16 protein-coding genes are annotated in these 19,451 nt (G+C 67.0%); 10 read left to right on the top strand and 6 right to left on the bottom strand.

Annotated features, from left to right (window positions below; all coding sequences use genetic code 11):
- Window positions 1–4 precede the first annotated feature (4 nt).
- Complete coding sequence (locus V7E00_RS04755) at window positions 5–412, top strand: DoxX family protein (protein WP_333571521.1); 408 nt, start codon at window positions 5–7, stop codon at window positions 410–412.
- On the opposite strand, the gene V7E00_RS04750 is transcribed toward V7E00_RS04755, so the two are convergent.
- The 4 genes from V7E00_RS04750 to V7E00_RS04735 form a co-directional block, all read right to left on the bottom strand.
- The gene (locus tag V7E00_RS04750) at window positions 409–783 is read right to left on the bottom strand and encodes a hypothetical protein (protein ID WP_333571520.1); all 375 of its coding nucleotides are present in this window, start codon (window positions 781–783) and stop codon (window positions 409–411) included. The genes V7E00_RS04755 and V7E00_RS04750 overlap by 4 nt on opposite strands.
- Entirely contained in the window at window positions 780–1,430 is a 651-nt protein-coding gene (locus tag V7E00_RS04745; protein ID WP_333571519.1) for a hypothetical protein, read from the bottom strand. Before V7E00_RS04745 ends, V7E00_RS04750 begins: the two co-directional genes overlap by 4 nt.
- A gap of 82 nt (window positions 1,431–1,512) precedes the next feature.
- Window positions 1,513–2,013, bottom strand: coding sequence for a hypothetical protein (locus V7E00_RS04740; RefSeq protein WP_333571518.1), 501 nt, complete (start codon window positions 2,011–2,013; stop codon window positions 1,513–1,515).
- 23 nt (window positions 2,014–2,036) lie between these two features.
- The gene (locus V7E00_RS04735) at window positions 2,037–2,678 is read right to left on the bottom strand and encodes a TetR/AcrR family transcriptional regulator (RefSeq protein ID WP_333571517.1); all 642 of its coding nucleotides are present in this window, start codon (window positions 2,676–2,678) and stop codon (window positions 2,037–2,039) included.
- A gap of 117 nt (window positions 2,679–2,795) precedes the next feature.
- On the opposite strand from V7E00_RS04735, the gene V7E00_RS04730 reads away from it, so the two are divergent.
- The 6 genes from V7E00_RS04730 to V7E00_RS04705 all read left to right on the top strand — a co-directional run bounded on the left by V7E00_RS04730 (window position 2,796) and on the right by V7E00_RS04705 (window position 12,363).
- Entirely contained in the window at window positions 2,796–4,235 is a 1,440-nt protein-coding gene (locus V7E00_RS04730; RefSeq protein ID WP_333572373.1) for an efflux transporter outer membrane subunit, read from the top strand.
- Window positions 4,228–5,421, top strand: coding sequence for an HlyD family secretion protein (locus V7E00_RS04725; protein ID WP_443019138.1), 1,194 nt, complete (start codon window positions 4,228–4,230; stop codon window positions 5,419–5,421). The genes V7E00_RS04730 and V7E00_RS04725 overlap by 8 nt, the downstream gene beginning before the upstream one ends.
- A gap of 12 nt (window positions 5,422–5,433) precedes the next feature.
- Window positions 5,434–6,963: a DHA2 family efflux MFS transporter permease subunit gene (locus V7E00_RS04720; RefSeq protein WP_333571516.1), complete on the top strand. Its 1,530-nt coding sequence runs from the start codon at window positions 5,434–5,436 to the stop codon at window positions 6,961–6,963.
- A 685-nt stretch (window positions 6,964–7,648) separates the two neighbouring features.
- Window positions 7,649–10,255 (top strand): TonB-dependent receptor plug domain-containing protein, encoded by a 2,607-nt coding sequence (locus tag V7E00_RS04715; RefSeq protein WP_333571515.1) that lies wholly within the window; start codon window positions 7,649–7,651, stop codon window positions 10,253–10,255.
- Window positions 10,256–10,334: 79 nt separating this feature from the next.
- Window positions 10,335–11,159, top strand: a complete 825-nt coding sequence (locus V7E00_RS04710) for a sulfite exporter TauE/SafE family protein (protein WP_333572371.1) — start codon at window positions 10,335–10,337, stop codon at window positions 11,157–11,159.
- Between the two features lie 34 nt (window positions 11,160–11,193).
- Window positions 11,194–12,363 carry a pyridoxal phosphate-dependent aminotransferase gene (locus V7E00_RS04705; protein ID WP_333571514.1) on the top strand — a complete coding sequence of 390 codons (1,170 nt, stop codon included), beginning with the start codon at window positions 11,194–11,196 and terminating at the stop codon, window positions 12,361–12,363.
- 51 nt (window positions 12,364–12,414) lie between these two features.
- On the opposite strand, the gene V7E00_RS04700 is transcribed toward V7E00_RS04705, so the two are convergent.
- Both V7E00_RS04700 and V7E00_RS04695 read right to left on the bottom strand, forming a co-directional pair.
- Window positions 12,415–13,593 carry a sensor histidine kinase gene (locus V7E00_RS04700; protein ID WP_333571513.1) on the bottom strand — a complete coding sequence of 393 codons (1,179 nt, stop codon included), beginning with the start codon at window positions 13,591–13,593 and terminating at the stop codon, window positions 12,415–12,417.
- Window positions 13,583–14,827 (bottom strand): sigma-54-dependent transcriptional regulator, encoded by a 1,245-nt coding sequence (locus V7E00_RS04695; protein WP_333571512.1) that lies wholly within the window; start codon window positions 14,825–14,827, stop codon window positions 13,583–13,585. The genes V7E00_RS04700 and V7E00_RS04695 overlap by 11 nt, the downstream gene beginning before the upstream one ends.
- Window positions 14,828–14,966: 139 nt before the next feature.
- On the opposite strand from V7E00_RS04695, the gene V7E00_RS04690 reads away from it, so the two are divergent.
- From V7E00_RS04690 to V7E00_RS04680, 3 genes are all read left to right on the top strand, one after another.
- On the top strand, window positions 14,967–16,250 hold the full coding sequence (locus V7E00_RS04690; RefSeq protein WP_333571511.1) for an efflux RND transporter periplasmic adaptor subunit: 1,284 nt from the start codon (window positions 14,967–14,969) through the stop codon (window positions 16,248–16,250).
- Between the two features lie 9 nt (window positions 16,251–16,259).
- On the top strand, window positions 16,260–16,940 hold the full coding sequence (locus tag V7E00_RS04685) for an ABC transporter ATP-binding protein (RefSeq protein ID WP_333571510.1): 681 nt from the start codon (window positions 16,260–16,262) through the stop codon (window positions 16,938–16,940).
- Window positions 16,941–17,034: 94 nt separating this feature from the next.
- The gene (locus V7E00_RS04680) at window positions 17,035–19,446 is read left to right on the top strand and encodes an ABC transporter permease (RefSeq protein WP_333571509.1); all 2,412 of its coding nucleotides are present in this window, start codon (window positions 17,035–17,037) and stop codon (window positions 19,444–19,446) included.
- Window positions 19,447–19,451 lie beyond the last annotated feature (5 nt).

Below are 19,451 nucleotides of genomic sequence, written 5' to 3'. Positions count from 1 at the left end.
GGCCATGGGCACGCCCGCCGAGACGCCGTGGCGCCGCCGCGCGCGCATCGCGCTGGCGTGCCTCTATCTGTTGGCGGGCGTGCTGCACCTGGCTGTGCCACGCCCGTTCCTGCACATCACCCCGGCCTGGGTGCCCCATCCCGAACTCGTGATCGCGGGCACCGGGCTCTGTGAGATCGCGGCGGCGATCGCGCTGTTGACCGTGCGGCTGCGCAATCTCGCGGGCGCGATGCTGGCACTCTACGCGGTCTGCGTGTTCCCGGCAAACCTCCAGCACGCGGTGCGGGACCTTTCGACCGGCACCGGCCTGGGCTGGGCCTATCATGCGCCGCGCCTGTTCGTGCAGCCGCTGGTCTGCTGGTGGGCGCTTTGGGCGGGCGGCTTGGTCGGCAAAGGCCGCCGCAGTCGCTAACCCGCCTTGTCGAGCGCATCCAGCAAATGGCAGTTCTTGCCCGGGGTCAGCTTCTCGACGCGCTCAACCCGCAGGATCGAGCGACCTTCCCCTTCGGCATAGTGCGCGATCACTTCCCCATAGGCGGGCAGCTTCGCCTTGCGAACCGCCCCGACGGCGTGGCGACCGGCCGCATCGACTAGCACATATCGGTTCTTCACAAAATCGCAGCGCCGCAAGATCACGTCGTTGCCGTCCCGTTCCAGCGTGCCGATGAAGACATCTGCGATGTCCTCCGCGTCTTGCGCTAGAACCGCTGGTGCCGGCGCCGCCAGCGCCAGCAGCGCAGCGCCGACGGCGGTTGATCGCCCGACTGCGCTGATCGCAATCACAGCGGGTTACCGTCCTTGTCCAGCAACTCCATCTTGTACGAACAGCCGTACAAAGTCTTGCCGGGATGCGTCACGACGTTCGAGACGTTGAGGGCGATGGTCGTGCGGGCACGATATGTTTCGCCATCGGCCGGATCGGTGACATCGCTGATCACGCGCTCGCCCAGGAACTTGTGAAACTTGATCTCCGCTTCCGCCTCTGCCCGCGTGACCTTGCCCGAGGCGACAAGTGCATCGACCAGGCCGTCGGATCCCATCGTGTTCCGGATATGCACCTTGGCCGCGATCACCCCGGGATCGGCGACATCCAGCACGGCGAGCACGCCGCTGGAGGTGAAGGCGATGCGGCGGGTGCTATACCCCCCGGCCACGACGATCGGGTTCGGAAGCTCATATTCTGCCAGCAGCATGTTGGCGGACTTCACCGGCTTCCAGTGGCTGGTCGCAAGGGTTGCGTCGTCGGTCGCCGCCGTGGCGAAGCCGTTATAGGTGGGTGCATCGAGGCGACACTCGATCGCATCCTTGATGTCGATGGTGCTGAAATCCACGTCGTCGCGGGCGCCCGCGCTATCCTGCGGTGGCGCGGCAAAGGCGGAAGTCGGAAGCAGGGCAGCGACCAGGGCTTGACGGAGGTGCGGGATTCTCATGCCGGCCCGGTATTACGCCGTCCGTGCGGCGGCAATGGCTTCGCGCCGAACCGATGGGCGGCACAACATCAGGTGCATCGCCCTATTCGGGCAGGATCCGCACCCGGCGCTTGCCCCAATAGCTGAGATCGATCGAGAAATGGACCGGCGCATCCTTGCGGACGAGGATCATCTGGTCGCCGCGCGCGCCCTCGCCGGTATAGCGAAAGGACCAGCCCTGCTTCTTCAGCGCGTCGCCGACCTTCAGCGGTGCCGACTGGTCGCGATCATGCCACAGCGTGATCTGGCGGAAGCCACCGCTGCCATCGCCCTCGAGCAGGTCGAGCGCCGCCTCATAGGGGCCTTCGCCCAGCAACATCACGCCGGAGCGGCGACAGCGCATATGTCCGCCATCCATTTGCAGGCAATTGTCGAAACCCGCGCGCTTCGCATCGGCCAGGCTGCCGCTCACCGGCAGCCCCGCGAAGCTGATCGAGGGAGGTGGCGGCGCGGGAGGCTCCGAATGGCAACCCGCTGCCAACAGCGCAGCAGAAAGCGCCGCCGCGCGCCACCACCCGTGATATCGATGTTCCGCCGTCGCCATCCTGCGCTCCCCCTGCGGCAAGCTTATGCGCGGAGCGGCTCCGGTGCAAAGGCGCGCAGGAACAGATCAACGATATAGTCGGTCTCTTCGTCGATCTCGGCGTCGCTGAACTGGTGGCCCAGCATCGCCCGTTGCTGCGAACCCATGCACAGGCTGGTGAGCGCGAAGGCCGCCTTCAACGGATCGGACGCGCGCAATTGTCCCTTGTGCATCGCGTCGTCCAGATGCGCGGCCAGCATCTCGCGGGTGCGCTGCGGACCGCGCCGGAAGAAGATCTCGCCCATTTCCGGCGTGCGCTCCACCTCGGCATGGATCACCCGGTGCAGCTGGATTGCCTCACGCGAGGTAACCTTGCGCAACAGGCTGCGAATGAACGCACACAGCGTGGCCTGCAGATTGTCCGAAGGGACCAGCAACTGCATCACCTGTTCGCGATAATCGCGCGTGGCTTCGTCCACGCAGGCGTCGAACAGTTCTTCCTTGGACGCGAAATAGCTCCAGAGCGTGCCCTTGGAACCGCCCAGCTCCGCCGCGATTGCCGACATGGACACGGCGGCATAGCCCTGCTCCATGAAGTGACGCTTGGCGATAGCAAGGATGGCGGCACGCCGATCCTGCTTCCGCGCCTCGCGCTTGCCCAGGCATTTGGGGGTTACGATTTCCATAACCGTACTATAGGGTACGATTTTCTATTGACAAGAGCGGAAGCGCTCTCCATCTGGAACTCGTACCCAATAGTACGGTTTTTCCAGACCATGATGAGTCGTTTCCCAACAAGGCCCTTGTTGCTGTCTGCGGCTGCAGCCTCCGCGCTGGCGGCGTGTGCGCCGGTGCCGGATCTCGGTGCTCGCCCCGAAGTGCGCGCCGCCAACAGCTATGCGGCCGGCCAGTCGCTTGCCGGCAGTGCCGAGGCGCAGTGGCCCGTCACCAACTGGTGGACCGCCTATAACGATCCGCAGCTCAACGCATTGATGGATGAGGCCTTCCGCGGTGCGCCGAACCTCGCCGCCGCTGCCGCCCGGTTGCGTTCGGCCCAGGCCTATGCGGTGCAGGCCGGCGCCGCGCGCCTCCCGCGCGTCGATGCCAGCGGCTCCGCAGCCGCAAACCGGATCGATACCGGGAGCGGCCTGCCGATCGACATTCCGTCGAATGTCCAGACGATCGGTTATGGCACGCTCAACCTCGCCTTCGATCTCGACCTTTGGGGCAAGAACCGCGCGCAACTGGCGGCTGCCACCTCCGAGGCGGAGGCAGCACGACTGGAGCTGGAACAGGCGCGGCTCGCGCTGTCGACCAACATCGCTGCCGCCTATGCGGACCTCGCGCGCCTTGCCGCAGACCGCCGGGTGCAGGAGCGCGCGCTGGAAGTGCGGCTTGCTACACAGAAGCTCGTTACCGACCGCGTGACCAACGGCCTCGAAACCCGTGCCGAAGAGAAGCAGGCCGCCGCCGCCGTACCTGCGGCGCGCGCCCAGCTGGCCGCGATCGACGAAGAGATCGGCCTCACGCGCAACCGTATCGCGGCGCTGCTCGGCCAGGGTCCGGACCGCGGGCTCAACATCGCACTGCCCGCGGCACCGGCCCAAGCGCGCGGCATACCGGCTGACGTCACCACGGACCTGATCGGTCGCCGCCCCGACATCGCCGCCGCCCGTGCCCGGGTCGAAGCCGCCGCCAGCCGGATCAAGGTCGCCCGCGCCAACTTCTATCCGTCGATCCGCCTCAGCGCGCTCGCCGGCTATGGTGCGCTCGGCCTCAACAACCTTGTCGACGGTAGCGGCGCCTCGGTGCTCCAGGCCGGCCCGGCGATCAGCCTGCCGATCTTTCATGGGGGCGAACTGCGCGGCCAATATGCCGGTGCCCGCGCCACCTATGACGAAGCGGTCGCCAACTACGACAACAGCGTCACCACGGCCTATCACGACGTGGCCGATGCGGTGACCAGTCAGAAGGCGCTCGCCACGCGCCTTGCCGAGAGCCGCCAGGCGCTCGAAGATTCCGAACAGGCCTATGGAATTGCGCAGCAACGCTATCAAGGCGGGCTGTCGCGGTTTCTCGACGTTCTGACCGCCGAGGAGAGGGTGTTGCAGAACCGCCAGATCGTTGCCGAACTGGAAGCGCGCGCGTTCACGCTCGACGTCCAGCTCGTCCGTGCGCTCGGCGGAGGCTTTTCCACCAACAACGCGGCGGTTGCCGCTTCCGAGGTCAAGACCCATGGCTGACGCAGAACCCGCCATCCACGCCGCCCGCGGCGATGCCGCCGATCGCAAGGAACCCTCGCCCGCCCCGGCCGCCGCCGACGCGGACGAGGGCAACCGCAAGTCGCTGCGCAAGCGGCTGATGCTGGGCATTGGCGGCCTCGTGCTGATCGCCGGCCTTGGCTATGGCGGCTATTACATGGCCGTCGGCAGCCACTTCGTCAGCACCGACAACGCCTATGTCGGTGCCGACAGCGCCAGCATCACGCCGATGACCGGCGGCCAGGTGCTCCGCGTTGCGGTGGCCGACACCCAGACGGTCAAGAAGGGCGACGTGCTCGTCCAAATCGACGACAGCGACGCCCGGATCGCGCTGGCCCAGGCCGAGGCGGATCTTGCCCGCGCGACCCGCCAGTTCGGTCAGACCTCGGCGACCAGCGAAGCGCTGGCGGCGCAGGTGCAGGCGCGCGAGGCGGACATCGCCCGTGCCCGTGCGCAGGTCACCGCAGCGCAGGCTGATTTCGAAAAGGCTCGCATCGATCTGTCCCGTCGCCAGAAGCTCGCGCCCAACGGCGCCGTCTCGGGCGAGGAACTGACCTCGGCGACCAACGCCTTCGCGGCGGCGCGCGCCAATCTCGAACTCGCCAAGGCGGGTCTCGCCCAGGCGACCTCAACCCGCGTTGCAGCGAGCGGCCAGCTGGCGGCGAACCAGGCGCTGGTCAATGGCGCCACGGCGAACACGGCACCGGAAGTGCTCGCTGCGCGCGCCAAGGTGGATCAGGCCAAGCTCGACCTTGCCCGCACCACCATTCGTGCGCCGTTCGACGGCGTCGTCACCCGCCGCAACGTCCAGGTCGGCCAGCGCGTGGCGCCGGGCGCGCAGCTGATGCTGATCGTGCCGCTCAACCAGCTCTATGTCGATGCCAACTTCAAGGAAGGTCAGCTGACCCGCGTGAAGGTCGGCCAGCCGGTGGAGCTGACGTCCGACCTGTATGGCGGCGACGTGAAGTATCACGGTCGCGTGATCGGCTTCTCGGGCGGCACCGGTTCGTCCTTCGCGCTGATCCCGGCACAGAACGCCACCGGCAACTGGATCAAGGTGGTCCAGCGCCTGCCGGTGCGCGTCGCGCTCGATCCGAAGGAACTGCAGCAGCATCCGCTTCGCGTGGGCCTGTCGATGGATGCCGAGATCGATACCTCGGCCAAGTAAGGATTGCCTGCCATGAGCGGCCAGATGCAGCGCGGGGGCTTCCTTGAGGGGCCCTCGCTGATCCTCGCCGGCGTGGTGCTGGCGTTGACCAACTTCATGGTGGTGCTGGACACCACCATCGCCAACGTCTCGGTGCCGCACATCGCCGGCAGCCTGGGCATTTCGGCGAGCCAGGGTACCTGGATCATCACCTCCTATGCGGTGGCGGAAGCGATCTGCGTGCCGCTTACCGGCTGGCTCGCCGGCCGGTTCGGCGTGGTGCGGGTGTTCATCCTCGGCGTGATGGGCTTCGGCATCTTCTCGGTGCTGTGCGGCATGTCGACGACGCTCGGCATGCTGGTCGCCTGCCGTATCGGCCAGGGGCTGTGCGGCGGCCCGCTGATGCCGCTGACCCAGACGCTGCTGCTGCGCATCTTCAAGCCCGAACAGCACGCCCAGGCGATGGGCCTGTGGGCAATGACCACGGTCGTCGCGCCGATCCTCGGCCCGATCGCGGGCGGCACGATCAGCGACAACTGGTCGTGGCACTGGATCTTCTTCATCAACATTCCCGTGGCCGCACTCTGCGCGTTCGGCGCGATGCGTCTGCTGCGCCGCGCGGAGACGCCTACCCAGAAGCTGTCGGTCGACAAGGGCGGGCTCGGGCTGCTGGTCCTGTGGATCGCCGCGCTGCAGATCATGCTCGACCTCGGCCGCGAGCACGACTGGTTCAACGATGCCACCATCGTGTGGCTGGGCGTGGTCGCGGCGATCGGCTTCCTCGTCTTCCTCGCCTGGGAGATCACTGCGAAGGACCCCATTGTCGACCTGCGCGTGTTCCGGCACCGCGGCTTCACCGTTTCCGTGATATCGCTGTCCTTCGCGTTCGCCACCTTCTTCGCCTCGGCGGTGATCATCCCGCAATGGCTCCAGTCGAGTCAGGGCTACACGGCCACCTATGCCGGCTATGCCACGGCCTTCTCGGGCGTGGCGGCGGTGTTCATGTCGCCCGTCGTCGCCAAGCTGTCGAACAAGGTGGATCCGCGGCTGCTGGTGTCGTTCGGCATTCTGTGGCTGGGGCTCTCGGCGCTGATCCGCGTCTATTGGAACAGCCAGGCCGGGTTCTGGACCTTTGCCTTCCCGCAGTTCCTGCAGGGCTTCGGCATGCCCTTCTTCTTCATCCCCCTCACCACGCTCGCGCTGGGGTCGGTGCTGCCGGAGGAAACCGCTTCGGCGGCGGGCGTGATGAGCTTCCTGCGCACCATGGCGGGCGCGATCGGTACCTCGATCTCCACGAGCATCTGGGACGACAGTTCGCGCGTGGCCCGCAGCGAGATCGTCTCGCGGATGAACACCGATCCGACGGTGAGCGCGCTGACGGCGCAGGGCTTCTCGGTCGGGCAGATACGCAGCGCCGTGGAGCGTCTGGTGAGCCAGGAGAGCCTCACGCTGGCGACCACCCATGTGTTCCTGCTGTCGGCGATCATCTTCGTCTTCGCGGCAGGGATCATCTGGTTCACGCCCCGCCCGCGCGGCAAGGTGGATACCAGCGCCGCGCATTGACCAGCGCGCACAGCGCCTTGGCACCTGCATATGTGTTGATGGCCCGTTCCAGCAGTGGAGCGGGCCATGTGACATAAGCGCGACACAAACGTTACGATATACGTCATTCGCGCATTGACTTCCCCCGCTCCACGGATAGCATCCCTGCAACAAGCAATAATAAACCGCAGGGATTGGATACCCGAATCGGCGCCTTGATCAAAAAAGGGGTGATCAAATGGCCGACCATCACTTGCCGCGGGCTTTCGCAGCGAGACGCTGCACCAGCCGCATTCAACCAAGCCTCACCACATGGCCAGAATAGATTGAAGAGATCGGCTGACGATCCCTTCAGGGTCTGCCCAAGCATTATCGCCGCGCGTCCCTGAACATCTCGAGATCGGCAGCCAAGTCTGCCTGATGCTGCCTCTGTGCTTCGGGCTTGCGATAGAAGCCGCATTTCAGCGTCGATTTGATGCGCCTCGCAGTGGCCAGTTCCGGCGCGTCAGGATGACGTGCGACCCTGGCCATGGCGACGGTCGCCGGAGCGTACCCCTGTGTCGGCATCGATCTACCCCGGTAGCGCGCCTGCGCTTCGGGGAATGGACAACCCTGTCCCGCCGATGCCGGACGACGAGATAACGAGAGAAAAGACCACGCAGGAGCGAACGAACGACAACCATCAGCCTTCGGGGGGCACCATCGAATGCAATTTCGAGAAACGGCATCCTTCACGGTTCTGGCCATCACGCTGGCACTGGCCGCCACACCGGCCTTCGCGCAGGACAGCACCGCGCCGGTTCCGCAGGGCGACGATATCATCGTTACCGGAACCCGCGTCACCGGCCTGCGCGCCGCAGACAGCCCGGCGCCGATCCAGTTGCTGAGCGCGGCGGACCTTTCCCGCACCGGCCAGCCGGACCTGATCCAGGCGCTCGCGCAGAACCTGCCCAGCGTGCAGGCCCAGGCGTTCGGCAGCGATCTTCAGGCGCACAACCTGCAGATGAAGCTGCGCGGCCTCAGCCCCAACCACACGCTGATCCTGCTCAACGGCAAGCGCCGCCACGGCACCGCGAACGTGTCGGTTGCAGGCGGCCCCTATGGCGGCAGCGCCGCGCCCGACATCAGCTTCATCCTGCCGGACTCGATCGACCATATCGAAGTGCTGCAGGACGGTGCCGCCGCCCAATATGGCACCGATGCGATCGCCGGGGTGATCAACATTATCCAGAAGAAGGCCGATCATGGCGGCATCATCGATGTCACCGGCGGCCGCTATTACGATCAGGGCGGGAAGACCTACGCCTTCTCCGGCAATATCGGCTTCGCGCCGATCGAGAATGCCTGGGTGAACATCACTGCCGAGAAGAAGCACAAGGGCTTCAGCTTCCGCGGCGACGTCAACCCGCAGGTATATGGCAACAATGCCAACGCCACCAAATATCTGACGCTGTATCCGGCGATCAAGAACCTGCCTTATTACCCGTACACGAACCGCATTCTGGGCGATCCGGAAGTCGATCAGAGCTCGGTGATGGTCAACGCGGGCTATGATTTCGGCGGGTTCGAATTCTACAGCTTCGGCAGCTACGGCCACAAGAATGCCCGTGCCTATGAGAATGTCCGCACGCCGGACGTGGTCACCAGCAAGGCGGGCGTACCCTTCTACCCGATGGGTTTCCAGCCGCTCGAGGCGATTTCGGAAACCGACTATGCCGTCACCGGCGGCTTCCGCGGCAGCATCGGCGCCACCACCTTCGACATCGCCTCCACCTATGGCGACGATTTCGTCGGCGTCTATGTGCAGAATTCGGCCAACGCCGCGCTCTACAAGGACACCGGTTTCACCCCCACCAACTTCCACAATGGCGACTTCAAGGCCAGCCAGTGGACGAGCACGCTCGACCTGACCCACCCCTTCGACATCGGCCTGGCCGAGCCGCTCAACGTGGCCGGTGGCCTTGAATATCGCCGCGAAACCTATGGCATCGTCTCGGGCGACCCGGCCTCCTATTACGGCAGCGGCGCGCAATCCTTCTTCGGCTACAGCCCGAACGACGCCGGCCAGCATTCGCGCACCAACTTCTCGCAATATCTCGACATCAGCGTGAAGCCGGTCGATGCCTGGCTGGTCGACGGTGCGCTCCGCCACGAACATTACAGCGATTTTGGCGACACCACTGTCTTCAAGCTGACCAGCCGCTACGACATCACGAACGCGATCGCGATCCGCGGCACCGTCTCCACCGGCTTCCGCGCGCCGACGCTGGCGGAGGGCTTCTATTCCGGCATCAATGTCGGCCCGAACAGCGTCTCCGGCGTGCTGCCCGCCAACTCGCCGGGCGCCAAGGCGCTGGGCTTTGGCGGCCTCAAGCCCGAGAAGTCGACCAACTTCAGCGCCGGCTTCGTCTTCACGCCTAGCCCGCACGTCAACGTGACGCTCGACGCCTATTGGATCGAGATCCGCGACCGCATCCTGATCTCGAGCACCTTCTACGGCTTCAATGGCAAATACTGCCCGCAGGGCTATGCCGGCTCAAACAGAGCGAACTGCGTCGTCTACAACGCGGATACGTTCAACACGTACAACCAGCAGGCGGTGTATAACGCCGTCGCCACCGCGTTGGGCGGCACCATCCCCAGCTATGTGCTCAGCGACGTCAATGGCGAACGCAACATCGACGGGACCGTCTCGGTGCAGACCTTCGTCAACGGCGCCGAGATGCGCACCCGCGGCGTCGACTTCGTCGCCAGCTACGACATGATGAGCCCGATCGGGAAGGTGAACTGGACGCTTTCGGCCAATTACAACGACAACAAGGTCAAGAACATCGCCGCCCTGCCCTCGGCGCTCTACGTCAACAAGGCCAATCCCGCGCTGTCGGCGCTGATCAACAATTATTCGATCATCGAGCTGGAAAACAGCACGCCCAAGTTCCGCGCGACGCTAGGCGCCTTCTGGGAATCGGGGCGGTTCAGCCTGAACTTCCGCGAGAGCTATTATTCCAAGGTCTACGCGCTGGAATCGACACCGGGAAACAGCCCGCTCAAGGGCGCCGATCTCGAGGTGCCGGTCAACGCGGCGTTCATCACCGATCTCGAAGGCAGCGTGAAGATCACCGGTGGCATCAAGCTCTCGGTCGGCGCGAACAACCTATTCAACCATTACCCGACGCAGCGTTCGTTCGAGAATATCCGCTCGGCGCAGTTGGCCGCCGGATCGCGCGGCTATTCGTCGAACCTCTACCCGACGATTTCACCCTACGGGATCAACGGCGGTTATTATTACGGCCGGATCAGTCTGAAATTCTAAAATCTCGCCGGGCCGGGAGCATGTTTCCGGTCCGGCCTGTGCTTGCCAGAACATATCATGGGAGTGATGCGTCTTGCTTATGTCTTCCACGGACTGGCTGATCCCGCTGCTGGGGCTGCTGGTCGCCGGGCTCGCCGCCGGTTTCGCCGGGGGCGTGTTCGGCATCGGCGGCGGCTTCGTCGTCGTGCCTGCCCTGCTGCTGATGCTGCCGCTGCTCGGCGGCGAGCATAGCCAATATGCCCATGTCGCGATCGGCACCTCTGCCGCCACGATCATCATCACCTCGATCCGATCGGTGCTGAGCCACCACAAGCGCGGTTCGGTCGATTTCGAGATCCTCAAGACCTGGGCGCCTTGGGTGGTGCTGGGCGACGGCATCGGCGTGCTGCTCGCCAGCCATGTCGACGGGCGGGTGCTGACCCTGGTGTTCGCCAGCGGCGTGCTGTTGATGTCGGTCAACTTCCTGGTGCCGCGGCTCGGCAATCGGGTGATCAGCGATACCATGCCGATGGGCGTCGCGCGGGTCGCCATCGCGGGAGGTCTGGGCACCTTCTCCTCGCTGCTCGGCATCGGCGGCGGCACGATTGCGATCATGGTGATGACGCTGTGCGGCCGCTCGATTCACCGGGCGGTCGGCACCGCGAGCGGCATCGGCACGCTGATCGCCATCCCCAGCGCGATCGGCTTCGCGATCATCGGCTTGCGCGAGCCGGGGCTGCCCTGGGGCTCGCTCGGCTTCGTCAACCTGCCCGCGACGGTCGCCATCGCCTCGATGTCGATGCTCACCGCCCCGCTCGGGGTTGCCGCCGCCCACGCCTTACAACCAGCCATGCTGAAACGGGTATTCGGCATTTACCTCATCGTCATCGCGCTGGTGATGTTCCACAACGCGCTGAAGTTCTGACGCGCGTCTCGATCGAAACAGGGAGACCCACGACATGACCATTCTCGACACGCTCAAGAAGCCTGAAGTCGCTGAGGACCTGCGCGGTCGCGGCTATTCGCGCCGCGACATGGGGCGGATCGCCGCGCTGCTCGGCGGTACGGTCGCGCTAGGTCGCGCCGCACCTGCCTTCGCCCAGCAATCCGCCAAGGCTGTGGTCGGCGCCGTTCGCATCGGATCGAACGAATGCTGGACCGGCCCCCTCCCCGCCGGCGCGGCGGCCGCGATGAAGATCGTCACCGAAGGCAATCGCTACGAGCCGAACGGCGAGCACGACCAGCTCTTCGCCGCCGTTTCCGCGGTGGAAGGGCTGCCCGCCACCCACATCAAGGCGTGGCCTGGTTCCAGCGACCCGCTCAACCGCGCCGCCGTCACCTTTGCCTCGCCCACCCGCGGCATCGTCACCGCGGACCCCACCTATGAGCAGATCTGGCGCACCGCCGCCTGGATCGGCGCCAAGGTCACCAAGGCGCCGCTCGGCCCTCAGTATCAGCACGACGTGAAGGCGATGCTGGCGGCGGATCCAAACGCCGGGCTCTATTATGTCTGCTCGCCCAACAACCCGACCGGCACGCTGACCCCGATCGCCGACATCGTCTGGCTGGCCGAGAACAAGCCCAAGGACGCGGTGCTGATCGTCGACGAGGCCTATATCCACTTCGCCGACGCGCCGAACGCGGCCAAGCTCGTTGCGGCCCGCGACGACGTGCTGGTGATGCGCACCTTCTCCAAGCTGTTCGGCATGGCAGGCATGCGGCTGGGGCTCACCTTCGCGGCGCCGTCGCTGCACGAAAAGATGATGCGCTATGACGGCATGCAGGTGACCAACATGCTGCCGATGACCGCGGTCGCCTGCGGAACCGCGTCGATCCCTCTCGCCGCCGAGATCAAGGCGCGACGCGACGAGATGATCGCGGTGCGCGAGAAGACCATCGCACATCTCCAGAGCCGCGGGCTGAAGGTGCTCCCCGGCAGCCACGCCAACATGTTCATGACCGAGTGGAAGGGAAAAGCGCCCAAGGAGATGATGGCGGCGCTGCTCGCCCAGAACGTCCAGATCGGCCGCTCCTGGACGGCCTATCCGATGATGTCGCGCGTCACCGTCGGCTCGGCGGCGGACATGGAGAAGTTCCGGATCGCCGTCGACAAGGTGCTGCTGGCCTGAGGGTTGGGGTGCCTGGCCCGCGCCGCCTCCCTGGGCGGCGCGGGCCCGTTTTCAGCCCATCGGCACGATCGGCAGCATCGCCTCGAAACACGCGCCGCTTGTGCCCTCCACCAGCACCAGATCGCCGCCATGGCCGAGCAGGATCTGCCGCGCCAGCGCCAGCCCCACGCCGCTCCCCTGCGGCTTGGTGGTGAAGAAGGGGCGGAACACGGCGCCACGATCGCCGGCCGCCACGCCCGGCCCATTGTCCGACACCCGCCAATATGCGGCACGCTCGTCGCGCCACAGCGACAGGCCGATGCGGCCCTCGCCTGCCCCGCCGACCGCTTCTGCGGCGTTCTGCAGCAACGCCCAGAGCGCCGCGCTCAGCTGGTCCGCATCGCCCTGCAGGCGCACCGGCGCCGCACTATCGAAGACGAGCGGCAAGTCCGGCCAGCGGGTCGCGAACAGCCGCGCGAGATCGGTCGCCACCGTGCGCAGGTCGAGCGGCGCCAGGCGCGGCGGCGGCAGCCGCGCCAGCGAGCGATAGGCCTCGCCGAAGCGCTGAAGCCCTTCCGCGCGCCGCGCAACCGTGCCCACGGCATCACGCAGCGCGGCGAGCGCCGGGGCCGGCTCGTCCAGCATGTCCGCTGCCGTGCGGCTCAGCGAGGCGATCGGCGTCAGCGCGTTGACGATCTCGTGGCTCAGCACCTGCACCAGATCGCGCAGCGTCGCCGCCTCGGCCGCCTTGAGTTCGGCATCGATGTCGATCAGCACCGCCAGCCGGCTCTGCGTACCGCCCAGTGCGAAGTCGCTGGTGGTCAGCGCATAGCTTCGCCCCCCGATCGCCACCGTCGCCGCCTGGGCAGCGAAGTCGCCGATCGCCTTGACCAGCAGCGCGGGCGGATCGGCGATGAGATCCGCAGCCCCGAACAGGCGTCGTGCGGCGCGGTTGATCGCGTGCAGGCGCCCCTCGCCGTCCAGCGTGACGATTGGCGCTGGGGAGAGATCGAGCAGCGCCGTCAGCCGCCGCTCGCGGTGCGCTGGGTCCGGCGCAGGGCCGGGCGCAGCGACCGGCACCAGCTGCGGCTTGCGCGCTGCGACGACTCCGGTCGCAATGGCCCACAGCCCCGCGAGCGCCGCAACCAGCGCGCTCGCATAGAGGCCCGAGCCCCAGGCGACGGCAAAGGCGCCCCCCGCCACGAGCAGCAACACCCCGCGCAGCAGCGCCGCCCAGCCCCTAGAGCCCATATTTTGCCATCCGCCGATATAGGGCCGCGCGCGTCAGCCCCAGTTCCGCCGCCGCGCGGCTGACGTTGAAGGCGTGGCGCTTGAGCGCCGCCGTCACCAGTGCCGCCTCGCTCCGCCCCAGATTGAGGTCCGCCTTGATGGCCCGCGGCTCCAGCGTGTCCTCCGGCAGCGCGAGGCCCAGCGTCGCCACATCGATCGCCGCACCGCCGCCGAGCAGGACTGCCCGCTCGATGGCCTGGCGCAGTCCGTGCACCCCGTCGGGCCAGCAATCGGCAGCGATCGCGCGCGCGGCTTCGTCTGTGAGGGGCCGCAACGGCTGGCCATAGCGGCCCGCGAACAGCGCGCAGAAATGGCGCGCCAGCAGCAGCGCATCGCCGCCGCGGCCGGCAAGCGGCGGCAGTTCGATCTCCACCGTGTTCAGCCGGAAGCGCAGGTCGTCGCTGAGCGCCGCGCGCGTGGCAGCCCGATCGCCCCGGCTGGTGGAGAGCAGGCGCAGGCCGCTCAGCCGCCGCACCAGTTCGGGCTGCAGGGCCGGTGCGAGCCGGTCCACATCCTCGATCAGCAGCGTCCCCCCCTCAGCCGCCGCCGCGCGCGCTTCGATCGTCGCCAGATCCGCCACGGCCGCATCCAGCGTCACCAGCGGGCGTTCGGCACGCGCTGAGGCCCGGTGGAGCATCTGTGCCGCCAGCGTCTTGCCGCTGCCGGCCGGGCCGGTGAGAAGCACCGCCGCATCCGTTGGCCCAACACGAGCGATCATCCCCCGCGCCGCATCGATCGCGGGTGCCTCGCCCAGCAGGAGCAGGGCCTCCTCCCCGGTCGCTGCCGGTGCGGCTGCCAGCTTCGCCCGTCGCAGCGCCACGGCCCGCTCGACGGTGGCGAGCAGGCGCTCGTTGCTCCACGGCTTGATCACGAAGTCGCTTGCCCCGCCCCGCATCGCCTGTACCGCGACGGCGATACCGCTATGGCCGGTGACGACGATCACCACCGCGTTGCGATCGGCGGCCACCAGCCGGTCGAGCATCCGAAACCCCTCTTCCCCGCTCGTCCGTCCGCGCGCGAAATTGAGGTCGAGCAGGATCGCATCGGCCGGTCCCTCGGCCAGCCGCACCCAGGCGGCATCGGGATCCGGGGCGCCCAGCACCCGCATGCCGTTCCGTTCAAGCAGCAGCGTCGCCGCGCGGACGATGTCGGGATCGTCGTCGATCACCAGGATGGTCGGCGATTCGGTTGGCACTGGCTTGACCGCTCCTGGCGAGTGTTCGAAATCGGACACTAGCTTGAACACTGTTCGCCAAGAGCGCCAGCACTTTCCGAAAGCTCTCTTTATTGCAGTAGCTTAGGAGCGAACGCTTCGCTGCCGTACACTGTCCGCCATGGACGTTACGCCTCTTCACACCAACGGCGCCGCGATGGATCGGCGGATCGAGCGCCCGCACGCGCGCCGCCGCAAGCTGCTGGTCCGCATGGGCCTCGGCGCCGCGGTGGTCATGGCAGCCGCTGCGCTGTGGTGGTTCCTGCCCGGCTCGGGCAGTCTCGCGGTCGACGCCGCGACGATCCGCATCGCCCCAGTCGCCCGCGCCGCCTTCGCCGATTACGTGCCGCTGCGCGCACAGGTGGCGCCGCTCCAGACCGTCTATGTCACTGCGATCAGCGGCGGTCAGGTCGAGGCGCTGATCGCCAGCGACGGCCAATCGGTTACCGCCGGCGCGCCGCTTGCCCGGCTCGCCAACCCCACGCTCGCGCTCGACGTCGCCAGTCGTTCGGCGAACATCGCCGGCCAGCTCAGCTCGATCAGCGGCCAGCGCCTGTCGATCCAGCAGAGCCGCGAGCAGACCGAGCGCGACATCGCCTCCGCTCGCAACGAACTCGCCAAGGCAGAGGCGCTGCTCCGCCAGAAGCAGATCCTGTTCGACAAGCAGATCGTCACCGCCGCCGCGGTCACCCCGCTGCGCGACGAAGTGGCCTATCAGCGCGCGCGACTGACCGCGCTTACCCGCAGCGCCGCGGAAGCCGGGAGGATGCTTGCGGACCAGTCCTCGGGCGTCGACGCAACCGCCGGCGAGCTGCGCGAGAGCCTGGCGATGACCCGCGCCGGTCTCGCGGCGCTGGTGGTGCGCGCGCCGGTTGCGGGTCGACTTACTGCCTTCACCCTGCAGCCGGGGCAGATGATCAAGCCGGGTGATGCGGTGGGTCAGGTCGATTCCGAGCGCGCCTGGAAACTGACGGCGGACGTCGATCAATTCTATCTCGGCCGCGTGCGTATCGGCCTCACCGCTGTTGCCGATCTCGATGGTCGCAGCCTGCCCCTGACCGTGATCAAGGTGCTGCCGCAAGTCACCGAGGGGCGATTTCGTGTGGAACTTGGCTTCAGGACGCCGCCTCCCGCCGGTCTCAACCGTGGTCAGACGCTCGACGTGCGGCTCGTCCTCGGCGCGGACCGACCGGCGGTCGTCGCCTCTTCGGGCGGCTGGCTGGATGCGGGCGGCACCACCGCCTTTGTGCTGACCAGCGACAGCCATGCCGTGCGGCGGGCGATCACCACCGGACGCCGCAACCCCGACCAGGTGGAAGTGACCAGCGGGCTCGCCCCCGGCGACCGCATCGTCACCACCCCGCTCGCTACCTACGCCGCCTACCAGACCCTGCTCATCCGATAGGAACCCGCCATGATCGAACTCAATGCCATCCACCGCGCCTACCGTTCCGACGAAGTGGAGACGACCGCGCTCGCCGACATCGCCCTGACCGTGCAGGCCGGCGAATTCCTCGCGATCATGGGGCCTTCGGGTTGCGGCAAATCGACCTTGCTCAATATCCTCGGCACGATCGATCGCCCCACCAGCGGCACCTATCGGTTCGAGGGCGAGGACATCGCCAAGGTTCCCGAGGCGCAGCTGGCGAAGCTCCGCCGCGACCGGCTGGGCTTCGTCTTCCAGAGCTTCAACCTGATCGACGAGCTGACCATCGCCGAGAATGTCGCGCTGGCGCTCGCCTATCGCTCGATGCCGGCGCGGGAGAAGCGCGAGCGCGTGGACGCCGCGATGGACCGGGTGGGCATTGCCCACCGCCGCAACCACCATCCCCACCAGCTTTCGGGCGGCCAGCAGCAGCGCGCCGCCATCGCCCGCGCAATCGTCGGCGAGCCGAAGCTGATCCTGGCGGACGAACCGACCGGCAACCTCGATACGGAAAACGGCGCGCAGGTGATGGACATCCTCACCCGGCTGAATGCCGACGGCGCGACGATCGTGATGGTCACCCACTCGCCCGCGCATGCCGATATCGCCAAGCGCACGGTGCACATGCTCGACGGGCGGATCCTTTCCGCCGTGCGGCGGGCGGCGTGAAGCTCGATCGCGCGCTGACGGTGCTGGTGCTGCTGCTCCTCGCCGTTGCCCTGCTTCGTCATCTGTCCGCCACCCGCGAACCGGGAGTGACGCAATGACCTCGGCGCTGACCAGCTTCTACCGCTCGCTCACTCGCCACAAGCTGTTCGCCGCACTCAACATCGGCGGGCTGGCGCTCGGCATCTCCGTGTTCCTGGTGCTGACCCTGTTCGTTCGCTTCGAGACCGGGTTCGACCGCTGGATCCCCGGCGCGGACCAGCTCTACATCATCCAGGAACGCTACCACATGCCGGGCTATCCGGAGACGCCGAACCCCAACACCATGGGCAACGAGCTGCTCCAGCTGCGCGCCGACTACCCCCAGCTGCAGGGAACGCGCATCGCGCAGATGGACGCGACGGTGCGCCAGGGGACCTCGAACACCCGCGAAACCATGGCGGCCGTCGACCCCAATTTCTTCTCGCTGATGCGGCTGCCCGTCCTGGCCGGCGACCCCACGCGTACGCTGGCCGATCCGGACGGGCTGGTCATCACGCAGCGCGCCGCAACCAGCTATTTCGGCCTCAAGTCGCCGATCGGCCGCAGCCTTACCGTCATCGCCAACGGCACCACCTACACCTACCGCGTCGGCGCCGTGATCGCCGACATGCGCAAAGACCAGAGCTACACCGCCGAACTGTTCGTGCCGCTGGTCGCATCTCGCTTCGCCAACGAATGGTTCGATCATTGGGGCAGCACCTCGCTGGTGACGCTGCTGCGCTTCCCAGATCGCGCCGCTGCCAAGCAGTTTGAAAGCGAGCTGGCCCGGTTCGCGCAACGGCGCGTGTACGGCGACAACATCAAGAAGGGGCAGTGGGAACAGTCACTGCGCCCCTTGGTGGAGAACCACCTCTACGATGCCTCCGATCGCGCGGTGGTCACCACCCTGGGCGCGGTGGGGGTGCTCACGCTGCTGATCGCGATCGTGAACTATATCAACCTCGCGACTGCCCGTGCGGGGCTGCGTGCGCGCGAAGTGGCCGTACGCAAGGTACTGGGCGGCACACGGCGCACGCTGATCCGCCAGTTCATGGCCGAAGCGATGCTGACCGTGGCGCTATCGGCGCTGATCGGCCTGGCGCTCACGGAAGTAGCGCTGCCGCTGGTCAACGCCGCCGGGGGAATGTCGCTGCACCTCACCTATCTCGGCGCCGACAGTGTCCTGCTGCTGCTCGTGCCGCTGGTGCTGCTCGTCGGCGCGATTGCCGGCCTCTATCCGGCAGCGGTGCTGGCGGGCTTCCGCCCCGCCGCGGTGCTCGCCGCCGCGCGCGCGCCCGGCGGCGGACGTGCGGGCGCCCGCGTCCGCGCCGGGCTGGTCGTTGTCCAATTTGCCGTCGCGATTGCCTTCGCGATCGGCACCACGGTGATGCTCGCCCAGGCCGATCATGTCCGCAACGCCGATCTCGGCTTCCGTCGCGACGGCCTTTACGTCGTGCGCTCGCTCAACAGCGGATCCGTGCTGCCGGAGCAGAAGACCGCGCTGCTCCGCGCGTTCGCTGCCCTGCCTGGGGTAAGCCACCTCACGATGGCGCAGAATGCGCCTGGCGATCAGAGCGTCACGAATTTCGCGTCCATGTACCAGCCGGGCATGCAGGGCATCCGCGCGCCGTCGCTGATGGATGTGCGGATCGGCGATCATTATTTCGACACGTTCGGCGCGCGGCTGATCGCGGGGCGCCTGTTCGATCGCGCACGCCCTGCCGATGATCGCGCGCTCCGCGTCAACGGCAGCACCGCGCCCTTCAACGTGGTGGTGAATCGCATGGCCGTCGGCCTGCTCGGTTTTGCCAGCCCGCAGGCGGCAATCGGGAAGCAGATCGAAGGCGACGCCTCGATGACGATCATCGGCGTCGTCGACGATCTGCTATTCCGCGGTCCCCGTCAGGCGATCAGCGGCACCTTCTATCGGCTGGACACCCGCCCGCTGAACGATGCCTTCATCACGATGCGCTACAGCGGTGATCCGCAGAAGATGGCCGACGCCGTCGAAGCCGCGTGGAAGCGCATCGTGCCGACCGAGCCGTTTCAGGGCCGCACGATCGAGGAGAACCTCTACAAGGCCTATTACGAGGAGGACACCCGCCGCGGTCGCCTGTTCACTATGGGCGCGGTGCTGGCGATCGCGATCGGATGCATCGGGCTGTACGGTCTCGCTGCCTTCGATACGACGCGCCGGATCAAGGAGATCGGCATCCGCAAGGCGCTGGGCGCCTCCACCCGCGACGTGCTCCAGCTGCTGGTCGCGAAGTTCCTGCGCCCGGTGCTGATCGCCAACCTGATCGCCTGGCCGCTCGCCTGGGTGGCGATGCAGCGCTGGCTCGCCGGGTTCGACGATCGGATCGCGCTCACCCCCTGGTACTTCCTGCTTGCCTCCATGCTGGCCGTCGGAATCGCGATTCTGACCGTCCTCGGCCAGTCGTGGCGCGTCGCCCGCGCCGAACCTGCCCGCGCCCTGCGCTACGAATAGGAGCA

This window comes from Sphingomonas sp. (genome assembly GCF_036731925.1).
Classification (GTDB): domain Bacteria; phylum Pseudomonadota; class Alphaproteobacteria; order Sphingomonadales; family Sphingomonadaceae; genus Sphingomonas.
Note: the sequence above shows the minus strand (reverse complement) of the source record. Positions and strands in the feature narration are given on the sequence as shown.